The sequence below is a fragment of the Blastococcus sp. TF02A-26 genome, from assembly GCF_003319125.1.
Taxonomy (GTDB): domain Bacteria; phylum Actinomycetota; class Actinomycetes; order Mycobacteriales; family Geodermatophilaceae; genus Trujillonella.
The window spans coordinates 101,213-126,393 of sequence record NZ_QOHG01000006.1; the positions used below are offsets into that span (position 1 = coordinate 101,213).

Annotated in this window: 24 protein-coding genes and 1 pseudogene; 5 read left to right on the top strand and 20 right to left on the bottom strand. The window is 68.7% G+C overall.

Going from position 1 to position 25,181, the window contains the following annotated elements; genetic code table 11:
* Positions 1-107: 107 nt before the first annotated feature.
* From DQ240_RS08650 to DQ240_RS08665, 4 genes are all read right to left on the bottom strand, one after another.
* Positions 108-983 carry a dienelactone hydrolase family protein gene (locus tag DQ240_RS08650; RefSeq protein WP_199589187.1) on the bottom strand — a complete coding sequence of 292 codons (876 nt, stop codon included), beginning with the start codon at positions 981-983 and terminating at the stop codon, positions 108-110.
* 210 nt (positions 984-1,193) lie between these two features.
* Positions 1,194-1,679: a DUF4262 domain-containing protein gene (locus DQ240_RS08655; protein ID WP_113839230.1), complete on the bottom strand. Its 486-nt coding sequence runs from the start codon at positions 1,677-1,679 to the stop codon at positions 1,194-1,196.
* Between the two features lie 95 nt (positions 1,680-1,774).
* A complete protein-coding gene (locus DQ240_RS08660) occupies positions 1,775-2,665 on the bottom strand; it encodes a TIGR03854 family LLM class F420-dependent oxidoreductase (RefSeq protein ID WP_113839231.1) in 891 nt (296 codons plus the stop codon).
* Entirely contained in the window at positions 2,662-3,408 is a 747-nt protein-coding gene (locus DQ240_RS08665; protein ID WP_369832003.1) for an ATP-dependent DNA ligase, read from the bottom strand. The genes DQ240_RS08660 and DQ240_RS08665 overlap by 4 nt, the downstream gene beginning before the upstream one ends.
* A 273-nt stretch (positions 3,409-3,681) precedes the next feature.
* On the opposite strand from DQ240_RS08665, the gene DQ240_RS08670 reads away from it, so the two are divergent.
* On the top strand, positions 3,682-4,176 hold the full coding sequence (locus tag DQ240_RS08670; RefSeq protein WP_113839232.1) for a hypothetical protein: 495 nt from the start codon (positions 3,682-3,684) through the stop codon (positions 4,174-4,176).
* A gap of 79 nt (positions 4,177-4,255) precedes the next feature.
* Here the strand turns inward: DQ240_RS08670 and DQ240_RS08675 are convergent, their stop codons facing one another.
* The 4 genes from DQ240_RS08675 to DQ240_RS08695 are packed head-to-tail and all read right to left on the bottom strand — an operon-like array spanning position 4,256 to position 10,351.
* Positions 4,256-4,789 carry a hypothetical protein gene (locus DQ240_RS08675; protein WP_113839233.1) on the bottom strand — a complete coding sequence of 178 codons (534 nt, stop codon included), beginning with the start codon at positions 4,787-4,789 and terminating at the stop codon, positions 4,256-4,258.
* Positions 4,786-6,972 carry a hypothetical protein gene (locus tag DQ240_RS08680; RefSeq protein ID WP_147261964.1) on the bottom strand — a complete coding sequence of 729 codons (2,187 nt, stop codon included), beginning with the start codon at positions 6,970-6,972 and terminating at the stop codon, positions 4,786-4,788. The genes DQ240_RS08675 and DQ240_RS08680 overlap by 4 nt, the downstream gene beginning before the upstream one ends.
* A 44-nt stretch (positions 6,973-7,016) precedes the next feature.
* On the bottom strand, positions 7,017-8,786 hold the full coding sequence (locus tag DQ240_RS23110) for a hypothetical protein (protein ID WP_147261965.1): 1,770 nt from the start codon (positions 8,784-8,786) through the stop codon (positions 7,017-7,019).
* Positions 8,783-10,351, bottom strand: a complete 1,569-nt coding sequence (locus DQ240_RS08695) for a hypothetical protein (RefSeq protein WP_113839237.1) — start codon at positions 10,349-10,351, stop codon at positions 8,783-8,785. The genes DQ240_RS23110 and DQ240_RS08695 overlap by 4 nt, the downstream gene beginning before the upstream one ends.
* 376 nt (positions 10,352-10,727) lie before the next feature.
* On the opposite strand from DQ240_RS08695, the gene DQ240_RS08700 reads away from it, so the two are divergent.
* Positions 10,728-11,222, top strand: a complete 495-nt coding sequence (locus DQ240_RS08700) for a hypothetical protein (protein WP_113839232.1) — start codon at positions 10,728-10,730, stop codon at positions 11,220-11,222.
* A gap of 79 nt (positions 11,223-11,301) precedes the next feature.
* Here the strand turns inward: DQ240_RS08700 and DQ240_RS08705 are convergent, their stop codons facing one another.
* The 9 genes and pseudogenes from DQ240_RS08705 to DQ240_RS08750 form a co-directional block, all read right to left on the bottom strand.
* Positions 11,302-11,835 carry a hypothetical protein gene (locus tag DQ240_RS08705; protein WP_113839233.1) on the bottom strand — a complete coding sequence of 178 codons (534 nt, stop codon included), beginning with the start codon at positions 11,833-11,835 and terminating at the stop codon, positions 11,302-11,304.
* Entirely contained in the window at positions 11,832-14,018 is a 2,187-nt protein-coding gene (locus DQ240_RS08710) for a hypothetical protein (RefSeq protein WP_147261964.1), read from the bottom strand. The genes DQ240_RS08705 and DQ240_RS08710 overlap by 4 nt, the downstream gene beginning before the upstream one ends.
* A gap of 44 nt (positions 14,019-14,062) precedes the next feature.
* Positions 14,063-15,832: a hypothetical protein gene (locus DQ240_RS23115; RefSeq protein ID WP_147261965.1), complete on the bottom strand. Its 1,770-nt coding sequence runs from the start codon at positions 15,830-15,832 to the stop codon at positions 14,063-14,065.
* Positions 15,829-17,397 (bottom strand): hypothetical protein, encoded by a 1,569-nt coding sequence (locus DQ240_RS08725; protein ID WP_113839237.1) that lies wholly within the window; start codon positions 17,395-17,397, stop codon positions 15,829-15,831. Before DQ240_RS08725 ends, DQ240_RS23115 begins: the two co-directional genes overlap by 4 nt.
* A 43-nt stretch (positions 17,398-17,440) precedes the next feature.
* Positions 17,441-17,722, bottom strand: a pseudogene (locus DQ240_RS24500) (ATP-dependent DNA ligase); the annotation flags it as partial.
* A gap of 4 nt (positions 17,723-17,726) precedes the next feature.
* Positions 17,727-18,464: an MBL fold metallo-hydrolase gene (locus DQ240_RS08735; RefSeq protein WP_113839239.1), complete on the bottom strand. Its 738-nt coding sequence runs from the start codon at positions 18,462-18,464 to the stop codon at positions 17,727-17,729.
* 96 nt (positions 18,465-18,560) lie between these two features.
* On the bottom strand, positions 18,561-19,511 hold the full coding sequence (locus DQ240_RS08740; protein ID WP_113839240.1) for a PLP-dependent cysteine synthase family protein: 951 nt from the start codon (positions 19,509-19,511) through the stop codon (positions 18,561-18,563).
* Between the two features lie 40 nt (positions 19,512-19,551).
* On the bottom strand, positions 19,552-19,830 hold the full coding sequence (locus DQ240_RS08745; protein WP_029431441.1) for a ubiquitin-like small modifier protein 1: 279 nt from the start codon (positions 19,828-19,830) through the stop codon (positions 19,552-19,554).
* A 189-nt stretch (positions 19,831-20,019) separates the two neighbouring features.
* Positions 20,020-20,493 carry a Mov34/MPN/PAD-1 family protein gene (locus DQ240_RS08750; protein WP_113839241.1) on the bottom strand — a complete coding sequence of 158 codons (474 nt, stop codon included), beginning with the start codon at positions 20,491-20,493 and terminating at the stop codon, positions 20,020-20,022.
* Between the two features lie 130 nt (positions 20,494-20,623).
* On the opposite strand from DQ240_RS08750, the gene DQ240_RS08755 reads away from it, so the two are divergent.
* The gene (locus tag DQ240_RS08755) at positions 20,624-20,974 is read left to right on the top strand and encodes a hypothetical protein (RefSeq protein WP_113839242.1); all 351 of its coding nucleotides are present in this window, start codon (positions 20,624-20,626) and stop codon (positions 20,972-20,974) included.
* Here DQ240_RS08755 and DQ240_RS08760 read toward each other — a convergent pair.
* Both DQ240_RS08760 and clpS read right to left on the bottom strand, forming a co-directional pair.
* Positions 20,910-21,410, bottom strand: a complete 501-nt coding sequence (locus tag DQ240_RS08760; protein WP_113839243.1) for a DUF2017 family protein — start codon at positions 21,408-21,410, stop codon at positions 20,910-20,912. The genes DQ240_RS08755 and DQ240_RS08760 overlap by 65 nt on opposite strands.
* Positions 21,407-21,703: an ATP-dependent Clp protease adapter ClpS gene (clpS, locus tag DQ240_RS08765; RefSeq protein WP_113839244.1), complete on the bottom strand. Its 297-nt coding sequence runs from the start codon at positions 21,701-21,703 to the stop codon at positions 21,407-21,409. The genes DQ240_RS08760 and clpS overlap by 4 nt, the downstream gene beginning before the upstream one ends.
* Positions 21,704-21,770: 67 nt before the next feature.
* Between clpS and DQ240_RS08770 the strand changes: the two genes are divergently transcribed.
* Both DQ240_RS08770 and DQ240_RS08775 read left to right on the top strand, forming a co-directional pair.
* A complete protein-coding gene (locus DQ240_RS08770) occupies positions 21,771-23,054 on the top strand; it encodes a nicotinate phosphoribosyltransferase (RefSeq protein ID WP_113839245.1) in 1,284 nt (427 codons plus the stop codon).
* A gap of 12 nt (positions 23,055-23,066) precedes the next feature.
* Entirely contained in the window at positions 23,067-23,636 is a 570-nt protein-coding gene (locus tag DQ240_RS08775; protein WP_113839246.1) for an isochorismatase family protein, read from the top strand.
* Between the two features lie 123 nt (positions 23,637-23,759).
* Here the strand turns inward: DQ240_RS08775 and serB are convergent, their stop codons facing one another.
* Positions 23,760-25,010 carry a phosphoserine phosphatase SerB gene (gene serB / locus DQ240_RS08780; RefSeq protein WP_113839247.1) on the bottom strand — a complete coding sequence of 417 codons (1,251 nt, stop codon included), beginning with the start codon at positions 25,008-25,010 and terminating at the stop codon, positions 23,760-23,762.
* Positions 25,011-25,181: the final 171 nt, after the last annotated feature.

The following is a 25,181-nucleotide window of genomic DNA, read 5'->3' on the forward strand; positions in this document are numbered from 1 at the left end:
GCCCGGAGCAGCCCCATCTGCGCGCCGGTCCGACCGCGAGCGCGAGGGCGGCCACCGTGCACGCACGGCGGCCGCCCTCCGTCAGGACCCGCAGGGCCCGCCGGTCGTCAGACCGGGCAGGTGTTCCGGTAGGCCGAGACGCTCCCGAAGGTGGAGACCGACGGGCCCGGGCAGATGAACTGCGAGTACCGGGTGTCGGTGTCGACGAAGCGCTTGAGCCAGGCGATCGTGTTGGCCGCGATCACCGTGTTCGGGCTGTTGGGCGCGAAGTGGCTCGCGTCGTTCAGCTCGAGGTAGGCCCGCTCACCCGAGTTGGTCAGGCTGTTGTAGAACGGGATCGAGTGGCTGCTGACCGGGGCCACGCTGTCCTGCTCGGCGCCGATGACCAGGGTGGGCGTCCGGACCTCCGGCCACGTCTTGTCGGTGTTCCAGCCGGTCAGCGGGACGGCCGCCCGCAGGGAGGGCCGGTCCTTCGCTGCCTCGAGCGTGCCGCCACCACCCATGGAGTGGCCGATGACGGCGAGGCGGCCGGCGTCGACCCGGCTGCGGACGGAGCTGGAGCCGGTCAGGTAGTCCAGGGCGGCCAGCAGCTGGTCACCCCGGGCGGCGGGCTGGTCGTAGCGGGAGTTCGTGTCGAACACGATCACGACGAAGCCCTGCGAGGCCAGCCGCGGACCCAGCCAGGCGACGGTCTCCCGGCCGGCGGTGTAGCCGGGCGAGACGGCGACCCCGCCGAAGGTCCCCGCGGTGGTGGTCGTCGGGTAGTAGATCGTCGCCGCGCCGAAGCCCGGCGTCGAGAAGTCCGACACCGTGGTCGAGGCGGTGGCGAACGGGCCGGTGGTCGCGGTGATGCTGGCCTGCGTGGGTGCCGGCCCCCGCCACCAGGACTCGTCGGCACTGGCCGGTGACACGCCGGCGAGCAGGGTGGCCAGTGCCATGACGAGCGCCATGAGCGCGCCCGCCAGGAGACGTCGTGTGCGCACAGGTGTCCTTTCGTCGAGCCCGCGGCACGCGACAACGCCCGCGGAGGAGGGAAGGAGTCGCACCGGCGCCGGCCTGCTGTGTGGTCTGCGTCACGCCGCTGCGTGGACGAAACGTAACGGCTCCATCACGGTGGCTCAACGGCTTCTTGGAACATTTTCGCCGGATGTTTCAGCCGGGCGTGTCGCGCTCTCGGCGGTCCGGGTCGGGGGTCAGGCGGCCCAGGTCCCGGGTCGCGGCTGGCAGGTGGGTGGGCAGGGGTAGTCGTCGTCCCAGGGGTAGCGGCCGTCGCGGTGCGGCCAGGCGAGCTGGTAGGCCGGCACCGAGTGCTCGGGTGGCCGGGCGTACCAGCGGTTGGCGCCGAGGACGACGTCGCCGGGGTTGGGGCAGACCTCGACCACCAGCTCCCGCGTGCCGTCCTCGTGCGCCAGCACCTCGCCGGGCACCAGGTCGCGGCCGCCGCCGACCAGCCCGGCTCCCCACTGGAGCATCGCGTGCGCCGCCTCGGCGCCCACGCCCACCACCACGAGCTCGGGGTGGCCCAGGCCGAACAGGCCGATCGTGTAGGCGAAGGCGGGTTGGCCCGGCTCCTCGCCGGGGCCGACGTACTGCACCGCCCAGCGGTGCTCGCGGATGACGGCGGCGAGGCGGGCGTCCTCCTGGTCGAGCCAGGCGGTGGTCTGCGGGTCGAGGGACATGGCCGCAGCCTGTCCGCCGGGCCCGACGTGGCGCGGGCGACCGCCGGCCCGGCTGTGGACGGCGGTCCGTCCTGGGGACGACGTCCCGGACCGTCCTACCCCTGTGTCTGCAGCGGCAGCAGCTCCGCGCAGAACCCGGCCACGAAGCGCTCCCACGACTCCGGGGGCGCCGCCGGCCGCACGACGAACTTGCTCACGCCGGCCGCGACGTGCTCGGAGACGACCCGGCGCAGCTCGTCCCAGCCCTGCGGCACGAGCACCCGGGGGTCGGTGCCGGGCCGCCGGGCCGCGACGGTCGCGAGCAGCCGTTCGTCCGGAGCGGTCAGGGCGACCGGCAGGCTCATGCCGTAGTGGTCCTCGTCGACCGCGCGCCCGGCCTCGGTGGCGGCGTCCCGGATGACCTGGATCGCGTCGTGGGCCTCCTCCGGGGTCAGGAAGCTGCCGAGCCACCCGTCGGCCAGCCGGCCCACGCGGCGCAGGCCCGCCGGGGCCGAGCCGCCCAGCCACAGGTCCAGCGGCCGCTCGAGGCGGAACCCCACCGAGGCGTCCTCGACCGAGAAGAACTCGCCGCGGAAGGTCACGCGGGGCTCGCCGAGCAGCAGCCGCACGAGGGTCAGGGACTCGTCGAGCACCGCGCCCCGCCGGCCGGCCGGGACCGGGAAGAAGGCCCGCTCGGCCTCGCGCGCCGGCTGGAGCCCGAACACCGGGAGGATCCGCCGGGGTGCCAGCCAGGCCAGCGAGGCCAGTTGCTTGGCCACCCGCACCGGGTGGCGACCGGGCAGGACGCTCACGCCCGTGCCCAGCTTGAGCCGCCGGGTCCGGGACGCGGCGTGGGCGAGCCCCACCACCGGGTCGACGACCGGCGCGGTGACCTGCTCGGAGAACCAGAGCGAGTCGACCCCGGCCTCCTCCAGCCGGTCGACGAGAGCGGTCAGGTCCTCCGACTCCGCCATCGGGCCGAGCCCCAGGCCGATGCGCACCTTCACGCCGGCGGACCGTCCTCGCTCGCGCGCCGGGCACGGGCACGGCGCCGGCCCTCGTGCATCGCCGCGACCCGCGCGACGGGGATGGTGTGCCCCTCCGCCACGAGCTCGGCCGGGAGCGGCTGCGGCTCGGGGAGCGCGGCCGCCCACGGGTCACCGGCACCGAGCAGCTCCCCCGCCGTCCGCACCGTGACCCGGCCGGGGGCGGCTGCGGGCAGCTCGTCCCAGGCGACCGGGGCGGACACCGGCAGCCCCGGCCGGATCCGCGGGCTGTAGGCGGCCACGATGGTCGCCGTCCCCGAGCGGGTGGAGTCGACGAAGACCAGTCCGTGCCGGTCCTCCTTGATGTAGGCGGTGGTGGCCACGGTCGGGTCCAGCGCCGCCGCCCGCGCGGCGAGCGCACGGGTGGCCGCCGCCGCGTCGGACGGGTCCGCGTCCCGGATCGGCACGACGACGTGCACGCCCTTGGAGCCGCTGGTCTTGACCGCGCACGACAGGCCGGTGTCGGCCAGCGCCCGGCGGACGAGCTCGGCGGCGGCCACGACGACGGAGAAGTCCGCACCCTCGGGCGGGTCGAGGTCGAGCACCAGGCCGGTGGGCTGCGACGACCCGGCCGGCAGGAACGGGACGTGGAACTCGACGGCCCGCTGGTTGGCCAGCCACAGCAGCGTCCGCCGGTCGTCGCACAGCTTCCAGCGACGGTTCGGACCTGTTCCCCTGCTGCGCCGCCAACATGCCCACCGCAGGCGCCGCCACCCCGGAGGAGTGCCCCTTCGGGAGCCGCGTCAGACCGAAGTTCCCGGGAGCCGAGCAGCACGGGGTCAGTGGTGTCCGATTGGCCGGTTGTGGTTTCTGAGCCGCCGAGCCTCGGAACTTCGCGCCACTGCCGAGTCCCCCACGCACCCTTGTGGGACTATCGCCCCCAGCGAGCAAACGGGGAACTTCGGGGGCGGACATTCCGTGCGTCGTCTCTGCCCGAGACTCGAACCACGGATGGTCCAACGGTGAGGAAAGCAGAGATGGCTCAAGCAGCGCAGACCCAGGCACCGGCGAAGAAGCCCTTCTACAAGAAGTGGTGGTTCTGGCTGATTGTCGTGATCGTGGTGATCATCATCGCGACGCAGTCGGGCGGAAGCGACGACGGTGAGACGGGCGCAACCCCCAGCACCGGAGGAGTTGAGTCCTCCGCGCCTGAGGCCCCCGCTGAGGAAGCGGCGCCCGCCCCGGCCGATGACCCGCTGTCCGACGACGGCTGGACCGCCAGCAGCATCTCCGTGGACGCCCAGTCCTTCGGCACGACCATCACGGCCCGCCTCACCAACAATGAGGGTGGCACCCGGTCCGGTGCATTCACGCTGACCGTGTTCAGCAACGGCGAGGTGGTCGCTGCGGCCAACGGCTTCGTCAACGACGTTGAGGGCGGAAGCACTCAGACCGTGCAGTTCATCGCCACGGACGATCTGTCCGGTGTGGACCCGGCCACGTTCACCTACGAGTTGCAGAACGACTTCTGATCCAGGAAGCACCAACCGAATGGGCACCCGAGTCGACGTGACTCGGGTGCCCATTCGCATTGGTAACACCCTGAACGGTTCACTCGACCGGCGTAGGCGGCACGCTCTCCAGTCGTCGTCGACCGGCCTGTCTCCGCATCGCCTCGTTGCTGCGGCGCAGGGCCTCGTTGCGGGTGCGGAGGTCGGCGTTCTCCTTCTCCAGAACCTGCACCATTCTGGCCAGCGAGGTGGTGCCCCTCTTCCATTCATCCCTCTCTGCCACCGTCCGCACGTGCACCTCAGTCAGTTCCCGATGCTTGTTCTTGAGGCGGTCGAGTTCTTCGGTCAGCCTGATCTCATGGGCGGTTGTCGGCTGAGACTGCGCCTCGATGAGTGCTGCGAACCGCTCACCGAGATCCCGTAAGCCGCCTTTGGTCAGTTGGTTCCGGTTGACCTGGGCCTCGACCGCCAGAGATGCCACGCTCAAGCGTCCTTTAGGCACGCGAACCGGTTCGCCGCTCAGCATCCGCACCATCGCGTTGAGCACCGCGACGCGGGACGCGCTCTTCTCCCGCCGGATCTCGTCCAGGGTCGGCGGCACCGCCACGGCACCAACACCCACCTGCTCGCTCATTCCTCCGCGCTTTCCTCTCCGGCAGGCCGGGTCAGCGTGCGGCGGGTTCGGACGTGCTCTTCAACGTCACGCTCGTGCTCTTCCGCGTGACCGATGAGACGATCAGCCAGCGGTCCGGGTGAGAAGTCCGCTTCATTCCGAAGGCGGACGGCCTCGGACGCCATCTCTTGGACTGTCGCGTCGGTGCGGACCATGTTCGCGCACTTCTTGCCGACGCATCGATACGCGAGCGGTGGTCCAGGCTCCATGTCCTTTCGGCACGCCGCCTTGTCCGGATCGTTGATGCAGAGCGCGAACGCTCTCGGATTGAAGAAGACCCCACGATCCTTCTCCTTCAGGAGTTCCTTCTCCTCACGGGCCGACAACTTGCCCATTGGGGTGCCTCGGGCGATGTCGAGGGCACGTTCCGCACCCAAACCCGACACTCCACCTCCGGCCATCACTTCGTCGCGCGCGAAAGCGGTCGCCGACCCCAACGCCGAACGGGTTTCTTCATCGAGCACGTCGGCCAGTCCGGACGCTTTCCGCCCGCTGTATCCCTCGCCCGTCTCAGTGTCGAGGAATCCGGCTGGGTTGACGTGGCCGTACTGAATAGCGAGAGCGACATGGCCGTCCGGTCGGTGCCGAATGTGCCAGGCAAGCGTTCGTCGCAGACGAGCGAGCCGCACCGGTCCGCCAATGCAGTCGGGGATGCGGAGTTGCTCCGGCAGTCCTAGGGCGTCCACCTGTGCGTTGGCCCAGCCAACGAACTCGTCGATCCAGTCAGCCGCCGTGGTGGGTGTGATAGCGCCGCCGCTGGGTCCTGTGGAGAAGAGGTAATCCGTCTCTGCTGCGTAGCGCGTCCAGGTTCGGATGCGCTCGGCGATACTGAGGGCGTCGTATCCAGGCTTGACTGTCACCCACGTATGCGGACGCCCCTCTGGGTCTTGGCGACCATCCTTATCCACCACGCCTTTCCAAATGCGACCTCTGATTGCGTAATCAGCGGCGCCGTCGGCAGCGGGCACCTCTACTCCACAGCCGGTCTTAAGTTGCCGGGATTCCTGCCCGCGCATCCCGCTCAAGTACGTGATGGCGAGCAGGCTGGCGGTCCGCAGATGGGTGATGAGTGCGGGCACTTCCCGGTAGTCGATGTGTTCGCGCCAGGTTTGGTCTGCGATTCGCCCTTGGGGGTTCATCGTCATGGGCAACGGGATGGCGTCGTCGAGTGCATTGCGCCAGTCGGGTCGCTCCTTTGCCATGGCCCAGCGGACGTGCAGGCGGTCGAGACGGCCTCGCCCGTGAGCGGCCGCGAGATAGGATGCAGGAAAGTCGGGCAGCGTAGGCGTGCGCCAGTCTGTCGAGCCTGGCACCGGAGTTCCCGGCGGATACTCCGCGCGAATGATTTGCCGGGCAAAGTCGGTGGCCGACGCATCTCTGCGTAGGCGTCGGGTGGCTCCTTCGCTCTCACCTTCTCCGCGACGCATCATGCTCACATACTCGTCACCGGCGCCAATGATGTCTGGGGCCAGATCGAGCATCGTTAGAATCCAGGCCAGCAGCGGTTCCATGGTCGAGGGAGAAACGATCAGCGTGCTGTTCTCCGCTGCCGTTCGTGTGCCCGTTGTACGAAGTCGACCGTTGTCGCTCCACGACGGCTCCTCGATCCGGTCGCCTTCCGGGAGCATGGGACCCCGTGCCCACAGGTCGATAAGCGAACGTCGATACTGGTCCACGGTGCGCGGTGCCAATCCTCGACCCGGCGCTTGCAGCCATTCGAGGTAGAGGTCGAGCAGATCCGTCGTCACTGCATCGAGCGAACTGACCCCTTCCTTGTCGAGCCACGCGGCAAAGGGTCGCCACCTGTACGCGATCGCCTGAATAGACACCGGGGCCGTATGGGGACGGCGCTTGGACTTGCTTGCGCCCATCAGCGAATGTGGCGTCGGCTTGTTGATCAGTAGCCAGGCCGCCCGCTTGAACTGGCGGAGGAGGTGCTCCGGCCACGTGACGGGAGTCGCCTCCCGCGCCTTGGCCTTGGCCTCGACGCGCCTGTCGTGCCAGACGAGGGTGACCGCCTTACCCCCGTGAGCAAGCGCCGCCAGGGGCCACTCGTCGGCATCGAAGGGCGCGACAGGCTCCTCGCTGGCCCGAGCCTGCTCCGGCAGGATGGAGGGACCTGACTCGATCGCCGACCAGTCCAACGGCGCCTCAACGTCGGGGACTGGGGCTAGTGCATGTGGAATGGTCATGTGGGGTTGTACTCCCCCCACAGAAGTCGTTCGATCGTGCGACGATCCTCATCGGTCACCTGTACGCGGGCCTCCGCAATCTGTGCAGGCGTAAGTTCGTCGCGGAGAAACGCCACCACGTCCAAGTAGTACGGCGCGAAGTTTTCCGTCCATGTCTTCGAGTCGATGGCGCTGCGCAGGTTCTCCATCGCATCGTGCAGGCAAACGATGCGTGGAAAGTGACGCGGTCCGGCTAGGGCATTTGCGCACCGTAGGCACATCAGAAAAGAGTCCGAGCACTTAGCCCCGGTGCGGGGGTTGTGGTCGTAGTCCCCACATGAAGCCACAGCGGTATCCGACTGCGCATTGACATCCGCATCACTCCGAACGACGCGAATGGCGAGCCGCTTTCGGGCGGGCGCCAGCGCGGCCTCCAACCCCTCACGAGCGGTCGCCAGGGCCGCCGTCTGCGCTGTCGCATCCAGTAGAAGGTATTCCTTGAGGAAGGTCCCTCGGGAGTGGTGCTCCGGCTGCCGCTTGATCCGGGTGACGTGGGTACGGTGCAGCATCGCGAAGTTGGCGATGCCTTCGACGCCCTTAGGCCACCATTTCGCAGCCGCGTATCGCGCACTGTTGTGCTGCGGGATGCCCAGAATCGGCTGTTCACCGTCTGCTGCCCAGGACACCAGCAGTCGGTCGGTCGGCACACCCTGGCTGCCGAGGTACTGGCGCGCCGGTTCGGTCGCATCGGTAATCCAGCGGATGGCCCGCCCCACGCTGTTGATTCCATCGTCCACGAGGATGCTTGTTTGATGCCGTGCCGACCTCCCACGACGGGGTTTGTCAGTCGGCGTCCGATAGGCGTCCATCTCGTCAGCGGTCGTGGCTGCACTATCGGGAACTGTCAGTTGGTCGACCACGGATCGGTTGTAGCCCTCGTGGCAGAGCAATAGTACCGCTCCCGCAATAATCTCCGACACCGTAGGGAACAAGGCCGCTCGCGCCAGGCTGACCAAAGGATAGACCTGACCTCTCGCCCTCCGCCTCACTGTGCCGAGCGCGTGATGCAGCGGGAGGTCCGCAGGGTCGAGGCGCCCATTCGCCATGACGGCCCTGAGAGCCGTCGCCTTGAGAGCCTCTTCCTCGGTCAGGTTGGAATCGCCATACCGTTCGAGCAATGCTGCGTTGGCTCTGATTCGGGTGGCGGCTGCGTAGATGACTTCCTGCGCCGCTTTCTGGATGGCCTTGAAGTCATCGTCGGAGTGGTGCTTCTGGATGCGCCGAGGTTCGGATACGACTCGCAGGCGTAGCGCACGCTTCGTTCCTTCGGGAAGCCCTTCTGCCGCCTTGAGTAGTTCAGCGATGGATGTGAGGATCTTGCGCCGGGTCGCCGGTGCGTACGGGGACGAGACCTTTCGTCGTGGCCCGATTGGTCGCGGATGTGTGTCGAGGTGCAACTTGAAGTCGTTCCATACGTCTGCGGTGATCTCCTCGACCGACGTGATGTCGCCTCGCTCGTCGAGATAGACACAGAACGGAGGGAGTGATTCAGTCAGGCGGCTTACAGTTTGAATCCGCTTCCAGGTTCCCGTTGGTCCCGTCTTTCGCTCCAACGCCGCAGCGAACTGGCGGCGGAGTTCCTCTGGACCGGGCAGGTTCGTGAAGTCGATGATGCGACTGTTTGTGCTGCCTTCATCGGTAACCGTCACCTTGAGGCCGCTGTCGTCGATGCGGCTCGGCGGAGCCCAACCGGGATCGGGCATTGCCGCCCGACGACGAGGACTCATCTGTCCTCCTCCGACAGATACTCGACGGGAGCAATGTCTCGGACCTCCGGGTTGGTGAGGGCGAGGGCGGCGATGGCTGCCTGCACATCCCTCGTGCCGATGATGGTCTTCCCCCTCAAACCCTTAACAGGCTCCAGGTAGATGTTGCGGGTGGTGGTCGTACTCCTGTGCCCAAGTATGTCGCGTACGTGCTGGTACGCCGATAGGTAGCGGTTTTCGTCGTACGGTTCCGTTGGCGAGTAGCCGTACTTGCGGTCTATCGCCTGATGCAGGACGACCAGGACGAAGAGGGCGTAGGAGAAGCGCAGGGAATGGGGGGACAGAAGGATGATGTCGCGGTTGGGTCGCCCGAGGCGTTCGCATTCGCTCTTGAAGCGTTCAGACGCCCGGTGAAGGATCGTTCCCCAGCCTTTCGGGTTCATGGGCAGCCCGTCCTCCCCGAGCCACAGCCATAGCGGCTCTGGACCCGCGTGCACCCCTGAATCCCGGCTCCGCATGAGGCGCATCCGGGTCATGACGTCGATGTCCTTTAGCGGCCACTCGGCGCCGTTGGTCGTGACGAGCACTTCTCCGTGGCGGGAGCGGACCTCGATGTGATCAACCCAGATGGGATCCATCGTGTCGTAGCGGCCAGCCTTTTGCGCCCGTTTCACGGCCGCGCGCCGAGTGACGTTGATGTAGCGGGCGAGATTCGTAAGGGCGGCGCTCTCTGCCGTCCAGGAGCGAACCGTTCCGCGCTTGGCGGTGGCGCCAAGATAGGATTCCTGCCCGACCTCTGGGATTTCGTCGATCAGGAGTGATCCGCCCTCCTGGCGTCGTAGGGCGCTTGAGAATAGGAGGTCGGTGAAGGCGGTGTTGCGCTGCACGTTGCGCCCTCGGAAGCGCGGGTCCTCGGTCGTGGCCACGAGCCGCTTCCCGTCTACGCCGAGGCGGTATCCGGCGACGCCTACGTCGCGCCAGACTCGGTAGGTCGCAGCGGATACCCACTTGGCACGCTCGGACCTTGCGTTCTTGGAGTAGACGGCGGATGCCGGTGCAGCGCCGCGACCGGCCTTGGTGTCCGGAAGGGGGCTCTCCTGGACGTGCCCCTTCTTCGTTGCCCACCTGTAGAGGTGGTCGAGCGCGGCTGGGCACTTGTTCCAGGTGGCCCCATCCACCCACTTCTTTTCCTGCCGATTCCGGGGAACCGGGTGGAGCGTTGGATCGGTACGCCAAGCCTTGTAGGCGGCGAAGTCGCTTTCCGTGGCGAAATCCCAGGCCGTACTCCTCCGGTCGAGGAACTCGAACCACCACTTGTACTCGTATGCATAAGTGATGCGCGATGCTGCGCTGAGACCACTGAAGTCCGAAGAGGTGAAGAACGCGACGAGGCGCGGGTCGATCTCGTGATCAGGACTCAGGAGGATGGGGGTGTCGACCTTGATGGCCGCAGCCGTCTCCCGCGCGCGCAGCGTGCCCGCCCAAGCGTCCAGGAGCGGGTGGAAGTGCTCTGCGGGCATGCCGTCGTCGGCCGCCGTGAAGACGAGCGTCCACTCGTCCGGGGTGGCGGCGCCTGCGGTGAGCATGTCGGCAACCTAGCAGGGGAACAGGTCCGCTGAAGTTAGAACACAGCTTCCAGCGACGGTTCGGACCTGTTCCCCTGCTGCGCCGCCAACATGCCCACCGCAGGCGCCGCCACCCCGGACGAGTGCCCCTTCGGGAGCCGCGTCAGACCGAAGTTCCCGGGAGCCGAGCAGCACGGGGTCAGTGGTGTCCGATTGGCCGGTTGTGGTTTCTGAGCCGCCGAGCCTCGGAACTTCGCGCCACTGCCGAGTCCCCCACGCACCCTTGTGGGACTATCGCCCCCAGCGAGCAAACGGGGAACTTCGGGGGCGGACATTCCGTGCGTCGTCTCTGCCCGAGACTCGAACCACGGATGGTCCAACGGTGAGGAAAGCAGAGATGGCTCAAGCAGCGCAGACCCAGGCACCGGCGAAGAAGCCCTTCTACAAGAAGTGGTGGTTCTGGCTGATTGTCGTGATCGTGGTGATCATCATCGCGACGCAGTCGGGCGGAAGCGACGACGGTGAGACGGGCGCAACCCCCAGCACCGGAGGAGTTGAGTCCTCCGCGCCTGAGGCCCCCGCTGAGGAAGCGGCGCCCGCCCCGGCCGATGACCCGCTGTCCGACGACGGCTGGACCGCCAGCAGCATCTCCGTGGACGCCCAGTCCTTCGGCACGACCATCACGGCCCGCCTCACCAACAATGAGGGTGGCACCCGGTCCGGTGCATTCACGCTGACCGTGTTCAGCAACGGCGAGGTGGTCGCTGCGGCCAACGGCTTCGTCAACGACGTTGAGGGCGGAAGCACTCAGACCGTGCAGTTCATCGCCACGGACGATCTGTCCGGTGTGGACCCGGCCACGTTCACCTACGAGTTGCAGAACGACTTCTGATCCAGGAAGCACCAACCGAATGGGCACCCGAGTCGACGTGACTCGGGTGCCCATTCGCATTGGTAACACCCTGAACGGTTCACTCGACCGGCGTAGGCGGCACGCTCTCCAGTCGTCGTCGACCGGCCTGTCTCCGCATCGCCTCGTTGCTGCGGCGCAGGGCCTCGTTGCGGGTGCGGAGGTCGGCGTTCTCCTTCTCCAGAACCTGCACCATTCTGGCCAGCGAGGTGGTGCCCCTCTTCCATTCATCCCTCTCTGCCACCGTCCGCACGTGCACCTCAGTCAGTTCCCGATGCTTGTTCTTGAGGCGGTCGAGTTCTTCGGTCAGCCTGATCTCATGGGCGGTTGTCGGCTGAGACTGCGCCTCGATGAGTGCTGCGAACCGCTCACCGAGATCCCGTAAGCCGCCTTTGGTCAGTTGGTTCCGGTTGACCTGGGCCTCGACCGCCAGAGATGCCACGCTCAAGCGTCCTTTAGGCACGCGAACCGGTTCGCCGCTCAGCATCCGCACCATCGCGTTGAGCACCGCGACGCGGGACGCGCTCTTCTCCCGCCGGATCTCGTCCAGGGTCGGCGGCACCGCCACGGCACCAACACCCACCTGCTCGCTCATTCCTCCGCGCTTTCCTCTCCGGCAGGCCGGGTCAGCGTGCGGCGGGTTCGGACGTGCTCTTCAACGTCACGCTCGTGCTCTTCCGCGTGACCGATGAGACGATCAGCCAGCGGTCCGGGTGAGAAGTCCGCTTCATTCCGAAGGCGGACGGCCTCGGACGCCATCTCTTGGACTGTCGCGTCGGTGCGGACCATGTTCGCGCACTTCTTGCCGACGCATCGATACGCGAGCGGTGGTCCAGGCTCCATGTCCTTTCGGCACGCCGCCTTGTCCGGATCGTTGATGCAGAGCGCGAACGCTCTCGGATTGAAGAAGACCCCACGATCCTTCTCCTTCAGGAGTTCCTTCTCCTCACGGGCCGACAACTTGCCCATTGGGGTGCCTCGGGCGATGTCGAGGGCACGTTCCGCACCCAAACCCGACACTCCACCTCCGGCCATCACTTCGTCGCGCGCGAAAGCGGTCGCCGACCCCAACGCCGAACGGGTTTCTTCATCGAGCACGTCGGCCAGTCCGGACGCTTTCCGCCCGCTGTATCCCTCGCCCGTCTCAGTGTCGAGGAATCCGGCTGGGTTGACGTGGCCGTACTGAATAGCGAGAGCGACATGGCCGTCCGGTCGGTGCCGAATGTGCCAGGCAAGCGTTCGTCGCAGACGAGCGAGCCGCACCGGTCCGCCAATGCAGTCGGGGATGCGGAGTTGCTCCGGCAGTCCTAGGGCGTCCACCTGTGCGTTGGCCCAGCCAACGAACTCGTCGATCCAGTCAGCCGCCGTGGTGGGTGTGATAGCGCCGCCGCTGGGTCCTGTGGAGAAGAGGTAATCCGTCTCTGCTGCGTAGCGCGTCCAGGTTCGGATGCGCTCGGCGATACTGAGGGCGTCGTATCCAGGCTTGACTGTCACCCACGTATGCGGACGCCCCTCTGGGTCTTGGCGACCATCCTTATCCACCACGCCTTTCCAAATGCGACCTCTGATTGCGTAATCAGCGGCGCCGTCGGCAGCGGGCACCTCTACTCCACAGCCGGTCTTAAGTTGCCGGGATTCCTGCCCGCGCATCCCGCTCAAGTACGTGATGGCGAGCAGGCTGGCGGTCCGCAGATGGGTGATGAGTGCGGGCACTTCCCGGTAGTCGATGTGTTCGCGCCAGGTTTGGTCTGCGATTCGCCCTTGGGGGTTCATCGTCATGGGCAACGGGATGGCGTCGTCGAGTGCATTGCGCCAGTCGGGTCGCTCCTTTGCCATGGCCCAGCGGACGTGCAGGCGGTCGAGACGGCCTCGCCCGTGAGCGGCCGCGAGATAGGATGCAGGAAAGTCGGGCAGCGTAGGCGTGCGCCAGTCTGTCGAGCCTGGCACCGGAGTTCCCGGCGGATACTCCGCGCGAATGATTTGCCGGGCAAAGTCGGTGGCCGACGCATCTCTGCGTAGGCGTCGGGTGGCTCCTTCGCTCTCACCTTCTCCGCGACGCATCATGCTCACATACTCGTCACCGGCGCCAATGATGTCTGGGGCCAGATCGAGCATCGTTAGAATCCAGGCCAGCAGCGGTTCCATGGTCGAGGGAGAAACGATCAGCGTGCTGTTCTCCGCTGCCGTTCGTGTGCCCGTTGTACGAAGTCGACCGTTGTCGCTCCACGACGGCTCCTCGATCCGGTCGCCTTCCGGGAGCATGGGACCCCGTGCCCACAGGTCGATAAGCGAACGTCGATACTGGTCCACGGTGCGCGGTGCCAATCCTCGACCCGGCGCTTGCAGCCATTCGAGGTAGAGGTCGAGCAGATCCGTCGTCACTGCATCGAGCGAACTGACCCCTTCCTTGTCGAGCCACGCGGCAAAGGGTCGCCACCTGTACGCGATCGCCTGAATAGACACCGGGGCCGTATGGGGACGGCGCTTGGACTTGCTTGCGCCCATCAGCGAATGTGGCGTCGGCTTGTTGATCAGTAGCCAGGCCGCCCGCTTGAACTGGCGGAGGAGGTGCTCCGGCCACGTGACGGGAGTCGCCTCCCGCGCCTTGGCCTTGGCCTCGACGCGCCTGTCGTGCCAGACGAGGGTGACCGCCTTACCCCCGTGAGCAAGCGCCGCCAGGGGCCACTCGTCGGCATCGAAGGGCGCGACAGGCTCCTCGCTGGCCCGAGCCTGCTCCGGCAGGATGGAGGGACCTGACTCGATCGCCGACCAGTCCAACGGCGCCTCAACGTCGGGGACTGGGGCTAGTGCATGTGGAATGGTCATGTGGGGTTGTACTCCCCCCACAGAAGTCGTTCGATCGTGCGACGATCCTCATCGGTCACCTGTACGCGGGCCTCCGCAATCTGTGCAGGCGTAAGTTCGTCGCGGAGAAACGCCACCACGTCCAAGTAGTACGGCGCGAAGTTTTCCGTCCATGTCTTCGAGTCGATGGCGCTGCGCAGGTTCTCCATCGCATCGTGCAGGCAAACGATGCGTGGAAAGTGACGCGGTCCGGCTAGGGCATTTGCGCACCGTAGGCACATCAGAAAAGAGTCCGAGCACTTAGCCCCGGTGCGGGGGTTGTGGTCGTAGTCCCCACATGAAGCCACAGCGGTATCCGACTGCGCATTGACATCCGCATCACTCCGAACGACGCGAATGGCGAGCCGCTTTCGGGCGGGCGCCAGCGCGGCCTCCAACCCCTCACGAGCGGTCGCCAGGGCCGCCGTCTGCGCTGTCGCATCCAGTAGAAGGTATTCCTTGAGGAAGGTCCCTCGGGAGTGGTGCTCCGGCTGCCGCTTGATCCGGGTGACGTGGGTACGGTGCAGCATCGCGAAGTTGGCGATGCCTTCGACGCCCTTAGGCCACCATTTCGCAGCCGCGTATCGCGCACTGTTGTGCTGCGGGATGCCCAGAATCGGCTGTTCACCGTCTGCTGCCCAGGACACCAGCAGTCGGTCGGTCGGCACACCCTGGCTGCCGAGGTACTGGCGCGCCGGTTCGGTCGCATCGGTAATCCAGCGGATGGCCCGCCCCACGCTGTTGATTCCATCGTCCACGAGGATGCTTGTTTGATGCCGTGCCGACCTCCCACGACGGGGTTTGTCAGTCGGCGTCCGATAGGCGTCCATCTCGTCAGCGGTCGTGGCTGCACTATCGGGAACTGTCAGTTGGTCGACCACGGATCGGTTGTAGCCCTCGTGGCAGAGCAATAGTACCGCTCCCGCAATAATCTCCGACACCGTAGGGAACAAGGCCGCTCGCGCCAGGCTGACCAAAGGATAGACCTGACCTCTCGCCCTCCGCCTCACTGTGCCGAGCGCGTGATGCAGCGGGAGGTCCGCAGGGTCGAGGCGCCCATTCGCCATGACGGCCCTGAGAGCCGTCGCCTTGAGAGCCTCTTCCTCGGTCAGGTTGGAATCGCCATACCGTTCGAGCAATGCTGCGTTGGCTCTGATTCGGGTGGCGGCTGCGTAGATGACTTCCTGCGCCGCTTTCTGGATGGCCTTGAAGTCATCGTCGGAGTGGTGCTTCTGGATGCGCCGAGGTTCGGATACGACTCGCAGGCGTAGCGCACGCTTCGTTCCTTCGGGAAGCCCTTCTGCCGCCTTGAGTAGTTCAGCGATGGATGTGAGGATCTTGCGCCGGGTCGCCGGTGCGTACGGGGACGAGACCTTTCGTCGTGGCCCGATTGGTCGCGGATGTGTGTCGAGGTGCAACTTGAAGTCGTTCCATACGTCTGCGGTGATCTCCTCGACCGACGTGATGTCGCCTCGCTCGTCGAGATAGACACAGAACGGAGGGAGTGATTCAGTCAGGCGGCTTACAGTTTGAATCCGCTTCCAGGTTCCCGTTGGTCCCGTCTTTCGCTCCAACGCCGCAGCGAACTGGCGGCGGAGTTCCTCTGGACCGGGCAGGTTCGTGAAGTCGATGATGCGACTGTTTGTGCTGCCTTCATCGGTAACCGTCACCTTGAGGCCGCTGTCGTCGATGCGGCTCGGCGGAGCCCAACCGGGATCGGGCATTGCCGCCCGACGACGAGGACTCATCTGTCCTCCTCCGACAGATACTCGACGGGAGCAATGTCTCGGACCTCCGGGTTGGTGAGGGCGAGGGCGGCGATGGCTGCCTGCACATCCCTCGTGCCGATGATGGTCTTCCCCCTCAAACCCTTAACAGGCTCCAGGTAGATGTTGCGGGTGGTGGTCGTACTCCTGTGCCCAAGTATGTCGCGTACGTGCTGGTACGCCGATAGGTAGCGGTTTTCGTCGTACGGTTCCGTTGGCGAGTAGCCGTACTTGCGGTCTATCGCCTGATGCAGGACGACCAGGACGAAGAGGGCGTAGGAGAAGCGCAGGGAATGGGGGGACAGAAGGATGATGTCGCGGTTGGGTCGCCCGAGGCGTTCGCATTCGCTCTTGAAGCGTTCAGACGCCCGGTGAAGGATCGTTCCCCAGCCTTTCGGGTTCATGGGCAGCCCGTCCTCCCCGAGCCACAGCCATAGCGGCTCTGGACCCGCGTGCACCCCTGAATCCCGGCTCCGCATGAGGCGCATCCGGGTCATGACGTCGATGTCCTTTAGCGGCCACTCGGCGCCGTTGGTCGTGACGAGCACTTCTCCGTGGCGGGAGCGGACCTCGATGTGATCAACCCAGATGGGATCCATCGTGTCGTAGCGGCCAGCCTTTTGCGCCCGTTTCACGGCCGCGCGCCGAGTGACGTTGATGTAGCGGGCGAGATTCGTAAGGGCGGCGCTCTCTGCCGTCCAGGAGCGAACCGTTCCGCGCTTGGCGGTGGCGCCAAGATAGGATTCCTGCCCGACCTCTGGGATTTCGTCGATCAGGAGTGATCCGCCCTCCTGGCGTCGTAGGGCGCTTGAGAATAGGAGGTCGGTGAAGGCGGTGTTGCGCTGCACGTTGCGCCCTCGGAAGCGCGGGTCCTCGGTCGTGGCCACGAGCCGCTTCCCGTCTACGCCGAGGCGGTATCCGGCGACGCCTACGTCGCGCCAGACTCGGTAGGTCGCAGCGGATACCCACTTGGCACGCTCGGACCTTGCGTTCTTGGAGTAGACGGCGGATGCCGGTGCAGCGCCGCGACCGGCCTTGGTGTCCGGAAGGGGGCTCTCCTGGACGTGCCCCTTCTTCGTTGCCCACCTGTAGAGGTGGTCGAGCGCGGCTGGGCACTTGTTCCAGGTGGCCCCATCCACCCACTTCTTTTCCTGCCGATTCCGGGGAACCGGGTGGAGCGTTGGATCGGTACGCCAAGCCTTGTAGGCGGCGAAGTCGCTTTCCGTGGCGAAATCCCAGGCCGTACTCCTCCGGTCGAGGAACTCGAACCACCACTTGTACTCGTATGCATAAGTGATGCGCGATGCTGCGCTGAGACCACTGAAGTCCGAAGAGGTGAAGAACGCGACGAGGCGCGGGTCGATCTCGTGATCAGGACTCAGGAGGATGGGGGTGTCGACCTTGATGGCCGCAGCCGTCTCCCGCGCGCGCAGCGTGCCCGCCCAAGCGTCCAGGAGCGGGTGGAAGTGCTCTGCGGGCATGCCGTCGTCGGCCGCCGTGAAGACGAGCGTCCACTCGTCCGGGGTGGCGGCGCCTGCGGTGAGCATGTCGGCAACCTAGCAGGGGAACAGGTCCGCTGAAGTTAGAACAGAACACCTGGTGGATCTCGCGGGAGACCGACGCCGACCAGGTCGGCACGGTGCGCACCCAGTCCGGCGCCCCCTTGGGCACGTTGCGCTGCATGAACGGCGCCGCGCCGGGACGCACCCGCATCACCGACAGCGGCCGGCCGGCCAGCAGCGGGACCAGCCGGTCGGCGAAGGCGTCCAGGTGGTCGACCAGGTCGGCCTTCGTCACCCCGAGCCCGTCGCCGAGCTCGGAGTCCAGCGAGGTCAGCCGGACACCGTCGCGCTCGTCGTCGGCCGCGGGCACCCGGCTACACCTCGTAGGTAGCGCCGGTGCGGACGAGCTCCGCGGCGGGGAACACCTCGCGGGCGGCCGTGACCTGGCCGTCGGGGTCGACCCAGGCCGGCACGTGGGTCACCAGCAGCCGCCCGACCCCCGCGCTCGCGGCGAGCTCACCGGCCTGCCGGCCGGTCAGGTGCAGCGCCGGGGGCAGGTCGGGGACGTCGGGGTGCGCGGCCTCGGCCAGCAGCACGTCGGCGCCACGGGCGAGCTGGGCGACCCGGTCACTGGGACCGGTGTCGCCGGTGTAGACCAGCGACGAGCCGCCCGCGGTCAGCCGGACGGCGTGGCACTCGATGGGGTGCTCGGTCCGCGCCGTCTGCACGGTGAACGGCCCCAGCCGGTCGGTCCCCGGCGCCGGGAGGAACTCGAAGACGTCGGACAGCGGCTTGCCGCCCTCCTCGCAGATCACCGCCAGCCGCCGGTCGGCACCCGACGGGGCCACCAGCGGGATCCGCCGCCCCGAACTGCGGCCCGACCACCGGTGCCACACCACGAAGGGGGCGACGTCGAGGCAGTGGTCGGCGTGCAGGTGGGTCAGGAACACCGCGTCGACCGCGTCGGGGTCGACCGACCCCTGCAGCGGCCCGAACGCGCCGTTGCCCAGGTCCAGCAGCACCCGGAAGCCGTCGTACTCGACGAGGTAGCAGGACGCCGGCGACCCCGGGCCCGGACCGCTGCCCGAGCAGCCGACCACCGTGAGCCTCATGGGAACCCCCGTGTCCGCACGGTTCGTGAGGCTAGCGGCCCCGCTGCAGGGACCCACGTCGAGCTCGCGAGGCGTGGGGGCAGCGGGGTCCTCCGACTACGCCCAGAGCTGGCCCTCGAGCGCGGCCGTGGCCTCGTCGAGGGTGCCGGCGTAGGCGCCGGTGGACAGGTACTTCCAGCCGCCGTCGCAGACGATGAAGACGATGTCGGCCTTGCGACCGGCCGCCACCTCCTTGTCGGCCACGCCCAGGGCGGCGTGCAGGATCGCCCCGGTGGAGATGCCGGCGAAGATGCCCTCGCGCTCCACCAGCTGGCGGGTGCGGTGGATGGCGTCCTCCGGGCCCACGCTGAAGCGGGAGTCCAGCAGGGAGGCGTCGTAGAGCTCGGGGATGAAGCCCTCGTCGATGTTGCGCAGGCCGTAGACCAGCTCGCCGTAGCGCGGCTCGGCGGCGATGACCTGCACCTCGGGCCGGTGCTCCCGGAAGTAGCGCGAGCAGCCCATGAGGGTGCCCGTGGTGCCCAGGCCGGCGACGAAGTGGGTGATCGACGGCAGGTCGGCGAGGATCTCCGGGCCGGTACCCGTGTAGTGCGCCTCGGCGTTGGCCGGGTTGCCGTACTGGTAGAGCATCGTCCAGTCGTCGTGCTCCGCGGCCAGCTCCTTGGCCATGGCGACGGCCTGGTTGGAGCCGCCGGCGGCCGGCGAGCTGATGATCTGCGCCCCGTACATCTCCAGCAGCTGGCGCCGCTCGACCGAGGTGTTCTCGGGCATGACGCAGATGAGCTTGTAGCCGCGCTGCCGGGCGACCATGGCCAGCGAGATGCCGGTGTTGCCGCTCGTCGGCTCCAGGATGGTCGACCCCGGCTGCAGCGACCCGTCCTTCTCCGCCGCCTCGATCATCGCGATCGCCGCCCGGTCCTTGATGGAACCGGTCGGGTTGTGGTCCTCGAGCTTGGCCCACAGCCGGACGTCGGGGGTCGGCGACAGCCGCGGGAGCCCGACGAGCGGGGTGCCGCCGAGGGAGTCGACGAGGGAGGCGAAGCGGGCCATGGGAGCTCTTCCGGAGAGGCGGCGGGACGGACGGGGCTGCTCAGCAGCCGCCGGCGACCGCCGGGAGAATCGTGACGGAGTCGCCGTCCTTGACCGAGGTGTCCAGCGCGCCGGTGAAGCGGACGTCCTCGTCGTTGACGTAGACGTTGACGAAGCGGTGCAGCTTGCCCTCCTCGGTCACGAGGCGGTTCTTCAGCCCGGGGTGCTGGCTGTCGAGGTCGTCGACGAGCGCGCCGAGCGTGGCGCCGCTGCCCTCGACGGTCTTGGCCCCACCGGTGTGGGTGCGCAGGATGGTCGGGATGCGGACCTCGATGGCCATGGCGTGCGGTTCTCCTCTGGACTGGCTGTGGCTGGGTGCGGGCGCCGCTGTGCGACGGCCTCCGGTGGTGCGTCTGGAACGGGCAACGCCCGCGCGCCGACAGGGATTCCATCAACGCGCGGTCGTCCCGCGGCCCCGTCCAGAGGCTCGTCCCGAGCTTGCGAGGGATGAGGAGGACGGGGTCCTTCTTCAGTCGTAGACGACGGTGGTCGGCGAGTGCCCGAAGAGGTAGGACTCGACGACCTCGACGTCCTCCTCGGTGACCTGACCGTCGACGATCCGGAAGCTGCGGAACTCGACCTCGTCACCGGCCAGGCCGGTCTGCGCGCCGTGCTCCCGCGTGGAGACCAGCACGTAGTGCGCCTCGGGTTCGGAGGCGTAGCTGATGTCGGTGCGCGACGGGTAGGCCTCGGTGGCGGTGTGCGAGTGGTAGACGACCACCGGCACCTCGTCCCGGTCGTCCATGTCCCGGTACAGCCGCAGCAGGTCCCCGGAGTCGAACTCGTAGAAGGTCGGGGACCGCGCGGCGTTGAGCATCGGGATGAACCGCTCGGGCCGGTCGCTGCCCTCGGGCCCGGCGACGACGCCACAGGCCTCGTCCGGGTGGTCCTCCCGGGCGTGGGCCACGATGGCGTCGTAGGTCGCGCGGTCGATGCGCAGCACGCCCGACAGTCTAGGCGCCCCGTTGGCGGTCTCCGCCCCGGTCCTCCGACCGGGGGACCCGGCGGACGTGGGCGACGCCGCATCCGTGGCGCCGGTCACCCGGCGCGGTGGGGCGATACGGTCCTGTCCCGTGCTCGTCGATCTCGTCCTGGCCGCCGTGGTGGCGCTGTTCGCCCTGCCGGCGCTCGCCCTCGGCGCCCGCGGGCTCCTCCGTCGCAACGGGCTGAGCGGCGATCCCACCGACCGCACGTCGCTGGTCGTGGTGGTCGTCCTGCGCGCGGTCGCGCTGCTGCTGCTCCTGGGGACGGCGGGCCTCACGCTGCTGTCGACGATCGGCGCCGCCGTCCAGGACGTCGAGCTGCACGGCTTCGTCTACGTGTTCTTCGTCGCCACGCTGCTGCTCGCGCTGCTGGTGCTCACGACCTTCGGCCGGCGCGACCGGCGGCCAGCGCGTCGACCAGCGACCCCTGCACGGCGGTGAGCCAGTAGTAGACGGCCAGCTGCTGGTCGGCCTCGCTGACCAGCTCCTCCGGCGGCTCGCTCTCGGCGCTGATCCCCAACCGGGTGCCCAGCGCCAGCCGCAGGTCGTTGGTGGTGCGCAGCCAGGCGGTGGCCTGGTCGACGTCGAGCCGCAGCACCCCGCCGTCGGGGGGCAGCGTGGCCCGGACGGTCGCCAGGTCGTCGGACTTGCCGGCCACGAGGCTCGCGCGGGTCAGCTCCCGGTAGTCGGCGGCCAGGCGCGGGTCGCCGCGGTGGCCCTCGGGCAGCAGCCGGGCGATCACCTCGTCGCCCTCTACGTCGTCCTCCTCGCCGGCGAGCAGCTGCTCGAGCTGGTCCAGCAGCAGCCCGACGATCCCGGCCTCGGCGGAGTCCAGCCGGGCGACGTACTCGTCGCCCTTCCTGCGGAACGGCTTCATGCGTCCTTCTGGTAGCTCGCCCACAGCCCGTAGGCGTGCAGCCTGCTGGTGTCGTGCTCCATGCGCTCGCGGGGACCGGAGCTCACCACCGCCCGGCCCTCGTGGTGCACCTGCAGCATGAGCTCGGTCGCCTTCGCCTCGTCGTAGCCGAAGAGCTCCTGGAAGACGAAGGTCACGTACGTCATGAGGTTCACCGGGTCGTCCCAGACGATGGTCACCCAGGGACGGTCGAGGTCGTTCTCCTCCTCGACGACGGTCTCGGGCGACCGTGTCGGCGCGAGCGGTCCGGCCACGTCGTAGAGCTTAAGCACCTCGTCTCCCGGCGAGTGGCCTCGCGCCCTCCTGCCTAGGCTCGGGACCATGCCGCCCGCAACCGCCCTGCTCACCGACCGGTACGAGCTCACGATGGTCGCCGCGGCGCTGGCCGACGGCACCGCCGACCGCGACTGCGTCTTCGAGGTCTTCTCGCGCCGGCTCCCGCACGGCCGCCGGTACGGGGTGGTCGCCGGCACCGGCCGGCTGCTGGAGGCGCTGCCCGCCTTCCGGTTCGGCGACGAGGAGCTCGCCACCCTGCGCGCGCAGGGCGTGACCGACGCCCGGTTGCTGGACTGGCTGGCCGACTTCCGCTTCGGCGGGGACGTCGACGGCTACGCGGAGGGCGAGTTCTTCTTCCCCGGGTCGCCGGTGCTCACCGTGCGGGCGTCGTTCGCGGAGGGCGTGCTGCTGGAGACGCTCGTGCTGTCGATCCTGAACCACGACAGCGCCATCGCGTCGGCCGCGGCGCGCATGGTCGGCGCCGCCTGCGACCGGCCGTGCATCGAGATGGGGTCGCGCCGCACGCACGAGCAGGCCGCCGTCTCCGCCGCCCGCGCCGCCTCGCTGGTCGGCTTCGCCTCCAGCTCGAACCTCGAGGCCGGACGGCGGTACGGCGTGCCGACGACCGGAACCAGCGCGCACGCCTTCACGCTGCTGCACGACGACGAGGCCGCCGCCTTCCGCGCCCAGGTCGCGACGCTGGGCACCGGCACCACGCTGCTCGTGGACACCTACGACGTCGAGCAGGGCATCCGCACCGCGGTCGAGGTGGCCGGTCCCGAGCTGGGCGCGATCCGGCTGGACTCCGGTGACCTGCCGACGCTGGCCACGCGTGCCCGGGCACTCCTGGACTCCCTCGGCGCCACGAAGACGCGGATCATCGTCACCAGCGACCTCGACGAGTACGCCATCGCCGGGCTGATGGCCGCCCCGGTCGACGGCTACGGCGTGGGGACCTCGCTGGTCACCGGCTCCGGGGCGCCCACCGCGGGGATGGTCTACAAGCTGGTCGAGCGGGACGGCGTCCCGGTGGCGAAGAGGAGCGAGGGCAAGAACTCGGTCGGCGGCCGCAAGCACGCCGTCCGCCGGCACGACGCCTCCGGGACGGCCACCGCCGAGATCGTCTGCGCGCAGCCCATCGAGCCGCAGGACGGCGACCGGGAGCTGGTCGTCGAGCTGGTCCGCGACGGGCGGGTCTGCCGCGAGCTGTCCCCGCCCGACGCCCTGGCCGAGGCCCGCGAGCACCACGGGCGTGTGCGGGCCACCATGCCGGCGGAGGCGTTCGCGCTCTCCCGCGGCGACTGCGCCATCGACACCGTGCACGCCTGAGAGGAACCCGACATGACCCGCGCCCTGCTCGTCATCGACGTCCAGAACGACTTCTGCGAGGGCGGCAGCCTCGCCGTGGCCGGCGGCGCCGCGGTGGCCACCGCGATCAGCGAACACGCCCGCAGCGGCGGGTACGACCACGTGGTCGCCACCCGCGACCACCACGTCGACCCGGGCGGTCACTTCTCGAACTCCCCCGACTTCGTCGACAGCTGGCCGGCGCACTGCGTCGTCGGGACCGGCGGGGTGGAGCTGCACCCGCAGCTGGACCGCGAGCCGATCGAGGCGGTGTTCGACAAGGGCGAGTACGCCGCCGCCTACTCCGGCTTCGAGGCGCGCTCGGAGGGGACGCCGCTGGCCGAGTGGCTGCGCGCGCGGGGGGTGGACGCCGTCGACGTCGTCGGCATCGCCACCGACCACTGCGTGCGCGCCACCGCCCTGGACGCCGTCGCCGAGGGCTTCTCGACCCGGGTGCTCCTGCCGCTCACCGCGGGTGTCGCCGAGGCGACCGTCGACGCCGCCCTCGACCAGCTGCGCACCGCCGGCGTCGAGCTCGAGGGCACGGTCCACCGCTCTACCTAGAGCCGCTCCTGCGAGCAGTCGTGCCCGAGGGGGACCCGGAGGGTTCCGCGAAGGGTGCGACGACACGGCTCAGCGCAGCAGGGGAACGGCACGTGGCCGCGGTGTCGTCCGGAGGACGACAGATCACAGGGCGTCGAGGACCTCGTCGCGGGTGAAGCCGAGCACCTGCAGGACCGCGTCGAGGTAGGGCTGGTTCAGCGCGGTGTGCGCCTGCTCCCGCACGACCGGCTTGGCGTTGAACGCGATGCCCAGGCCGGCGGCGTTGAGCATGTCGAGGTCGTTCGCGCCGTCGCCGACCGCGACCGTCTGCTCCAGCGGGATGCCGTACTGACCGGCGAAGCGGGCCAGCGCCCGCGCCTTGCCGGCGCGGTCGACGATCTCGCCCACGAGTCCCCCGGTGAGCCGCCCGTCGGCGACCTCGAGGGTGTTCGCGGCGGCGAAGTCCAGGCCGAGGCTCTCCGCGAGCGGGTCGGTGATCTGGGTGAAACCGCCGCTGACGATGCCGCAGCGGAAACCCAGCCGCTGCAGGGTGCGGATGAGGGTGCGCGCGCCGGGGGTGAGCACCAGCGCCTCGCGGACCTCGTCGAGCACCTCGACCGGCAGCCCGGCGAGCGCGCCGACCCGGGCGCGGAGGGACTCGGCGAAGTCGAGCTCGCCGTTCATCGCCGCCGCGGTGATGCGGGCGACCTCGGCGGCGCGCCCGGCCCGGGCGGCCAGTTCGTCGATGACCTCGCCGCGGACCAGGGTCGAGTCCACGTCGAGCACGATCAGCCGCTTGCTGCGCCGAGCGAGACCCACCCGCTCGACGGCGATGTCGGTGCCGGTCTCGGCGGCGACGGCAGCCAGCACGGTGCGCAGCTCGGTGGCCTCCGCGCCGGAGACGGTGAGCTCGAAGCTGGTGACCGGGTAGTCCGACAGCCGGCGGATCGCGTCGATGTTGGCGCCGGTCCCGGCGATGGCCCGGGCGGCACCGGCCACGGCGTCGGGCAGCACCGGCCGGCCCAGCAGGATGACGTGGTGCGGGCGGTCGGCGCCGGCCGCGGCGCCGTCGGGGCCGGCCGCCTCGACGGCGACCTGCATCCCGGTGTCCTCGGCGACCCGTGCCGCCAGCTCGGCCAGCCGCGCGACCAGCTCCGGTGCCTCACCGGAGTGGGGGCCGGCGGCGACGACGACGCCCAGCACGAGCTGCCCGTGCACGACGACCTGCTCGACGTCGAGGACCTCGACCGCCGGGACGCCGTTCCCGAGGGCCGCCAGGGCGGTGAACAGCCGGGCGGTCACGCCGGGACGGTCCGGACCGCTGACGGTCAGGACGGCGCTGGGCCGGGCGAGGGGCTCGGTGACGGGCGTGCGGGGGGCGGGGTCCAGCGACACGCGGTCATCGTGCCGCACTCCCGCGGAGCGTCCGCCCACCGCCCCTGAGGGCCTCCCGGGGCCGGGACACGACGACGCCCCGCCGGCCGGGGGCCGACGGGGCGCCGCAACGTGCTGGAGCGGCCCCGTTCAGGGGTCCCACCGCGGGCCTGCCAGCGGTGGGGGGAACGG

Bases quoted from the DNA above. Each gene is read 5' to 3' on its own strand.
- DQ240_RS08655 (WP_113839230.1), bottom strand. From the start codon at position 1,679: ATGTCCCTCGACCCGCAGACCACCGCCTGGCTCGACCAGGAGGACGCC.
- DQ240_RS08670 (WP_113839232.1), top strand. From the start codon at position 3,682: ATGGCTCAAGCAGCGCAGACCCAGGCACCGGCGAAGAAGCCCTTCTAC.
- DQ240_RS08675 (WP_113839233.1), bottom strand. From the start codon at position 4,789: ATGAGCGAGCAGGTGGGTGTTGGTGCCGTGGCGGTGCCGCCGACCCTG.
- DQ240_RS23110 (WP_147261965.1), bottom strand. From the start codon at position 8,786: ATGAGTCCTCGTCGTCGGGCGGCAATGCCCGATCCCGGTTGGGCTCCG.
- DQ240_RS08695 (WP_113839237.1), bottom strand. From the start codon at position 10,351: ATGCTCACCGCAGGCGCCGCCACCCCGGACGAGTGGACGCTCGTCTTC.
- DQ240_RS08700 (WP_113839232.1), top strand. From the start codon at position 10,728: ATGGCTCAAGCAGCGCAGACCCAGGCACCGGCGAAGAAGCCCTTCTAC.
- DQ240_RS08705 (WP_113839233.1), bottom strand. From the start codon at position 11,835: ATGAGCGAGCAGGTGGGTGTTGGTGCCGTGGCGGTGCCGCCGACCCTG.
- DQ240_RS23115 (WP_147261965.1), bottom strand. From the start codon at position 15,832: ATGAGTCCTCGTCGTCGGGCGGCAATGCCCGATCCCGGTTGGGCTCCG.
- DQ240_RS08725 (WP_113839237.1), bottom strand. From the start codon at position 17,397: ATGCTCACCGCAGGCGCCGCCACCCCGGACGAGTGGACGCTCGTCTTC.
- DQ240_RS08735 (WP_113839239.1), bottom strand. From the start codon at position 18,464: ATGAGGCTCACGGTGGTCGGCTGCTCGGGCAGCGGTCCGGGCCCGGGG.
- DQ240_RS08740 (WP_113839240.1), bottom strand. From the start codon at position 19,511: ATGGCCCGCTTCGCCTCCCTCGTCGACTCCCTCGGCGGCACCCCGCTC.
- DQ240_RS08745 (WP_029431441.1), bottom strand. From the start codon at position 19,830: ATGGCCATCGAGGTCCGCATCCCGACCATCCTGCGCACCCACACCGGT.
- DQ240_RS08760 (WP_113839243.1), bottom strand. From the start codon at position 21,410: ATGAAGCCGTTCCGCAGGAAGGGCGACGAGTACGTCGCCCGGCTGGAC.
- DQ240_RS08770 (WP_113839245.1), top strand. From the start codon at position 21,771: ATGCCGCCCGCAACCGCCCTGCTCACCGACCGGTACGAGCTCACGATG.
- DQ240_RS08775 (WP_113839246.1), top strand. From the start codon at position 23,067: ATGACCCGCGCCCTGCTCGTCATCGACGTCCAGAACGACTTCTGCGAG.